1 protein-coding gene and 1 pseudogene are annotated in these 1,365 nt (G+C 38.9%); both read left to right on the top strand.

Annotated features, from left to right (window positions below; genetic code table 11):
- Positions 1 to 280: pseudogene (locus PAN06_RS14220) on the top strand (tagatose-bisphosphate aldolase); the annotation flags it as partial.
- Positions 281 to 731: 451 nt separating this feature from the next.
- Positions 732 to 1,365 (top strand): CAT RNA binding domain-containing protein (locus tag PAN06_RS14225; RefSeq protein WP_269796657.1); only part of this gene is annotated, 634 nt, incomplete at its 3' end.

Consider the following 1,365-nt stretch of genomic DNA (forward strand, 5'->3'; position numbering starts at 1 on the left):
CAAAGAACAAGAAGAAGCGACCGACCTTCCATACATCTACCTCAGTGCAGGTGTATCAGCTAAGCTCTTCCAAGAAACCTTGGAATTTGCTCATGCATCTGGTGCAAACTTCAACGGTGTTCTTTGTGGACGTGCAACATGGGCAGGTTCAGTAGAAGCTTACATCAAAGATGGAGAAGCAGCTGCTCGTGAATGGCTTCGTAAAGAAGGTCGACAAAATATTGAAGAATTGAACGCAGTCTTGGCTAAAGTAGCAACACCTTGGACAGAACGCGTATAAGATTCAAATGATGATTGCCTCCTAAAGCAACAGTTAGAGAGTGGGACAGAAATCGGTCATTCGTTAGAATTCGATTTCGTCGTCCCACCTCCGCACAGTTGAGTAGGGCTGTAAAAGCTGATGAAATCAGCGTAATAGAGCCCACTCAACCACTGCGTCTTGCTCGACAATCCAAAGATGATTGAGAGGCTAGGACTTATATCCCAGCCTCTTCATTATTTTAAGGTCTTGTTTATTTTTTATAAAAAAATGTTTAAAAATTTTTGCTGTAAGGGTTTACAAAACAAAAAACTTATGATAGAATAAGTTTATAAGTTGAATAGCAGTGAGCGTTACTAAGTTAGATTAGGCGTGACCACAAGTAGACTGAACAATTAGTGTAGGCTAGTTTTTTCAGTTGCTTCGTGGTCATTTTTATTTGCTTTTAACAAATTTTACAAAGGAGAGCCTCATGTATCGTATTATCCATCCAATGAACAATAATGTTGCTTTGGTTCAAAATGAACTACAACAAGAGTTGATTGTTATTGGGAGTGGGATTGCTTTTGGGAAAAAGAAAAATGATCTAGTAGCTGATGATAAGGTCGAAAAAGTATTTCGTTTAAACACGGATGAGTCAAGAGAAAACTTTATGGCCCTTCTAAAGGATGTTCCTCTTGATTTCATTACAACCACTTATGAAGTGATTGATACCTTGTCTAAGAAATATGCCTATCCTGTTCAAGAATATATCTATGTGACATTAACAGATCACATCTTTTGTTCTTACCAGGCAGTTCAACAGGGAAGATACAAACACAGTGACCTTCCTGATGCGTCTGCTATGCACCCGATTCCCTATAAAATCGCAAAAGAAGCGATTGAGATCTTTCGAAAGCGGCTCTTGGATCAACTTCCTGACGATGAAGTGAATCGTATCGCTTATCATTTCATTAATGCACAAGGGGAAATGATTCATGAGCAAGATCCAGATGTCCAGGACCGACAAGTTATTTTGAAAGCTGTAGAAGAAAAACTAGCTCAAAATGGCTTGAAACGGAAAGAAGAAAACAGTCATTTCTATGATCGCTTTATGATCCATCTCA

The organism is Streptococcus sp. SM3 (assembly GCF_027497875.1).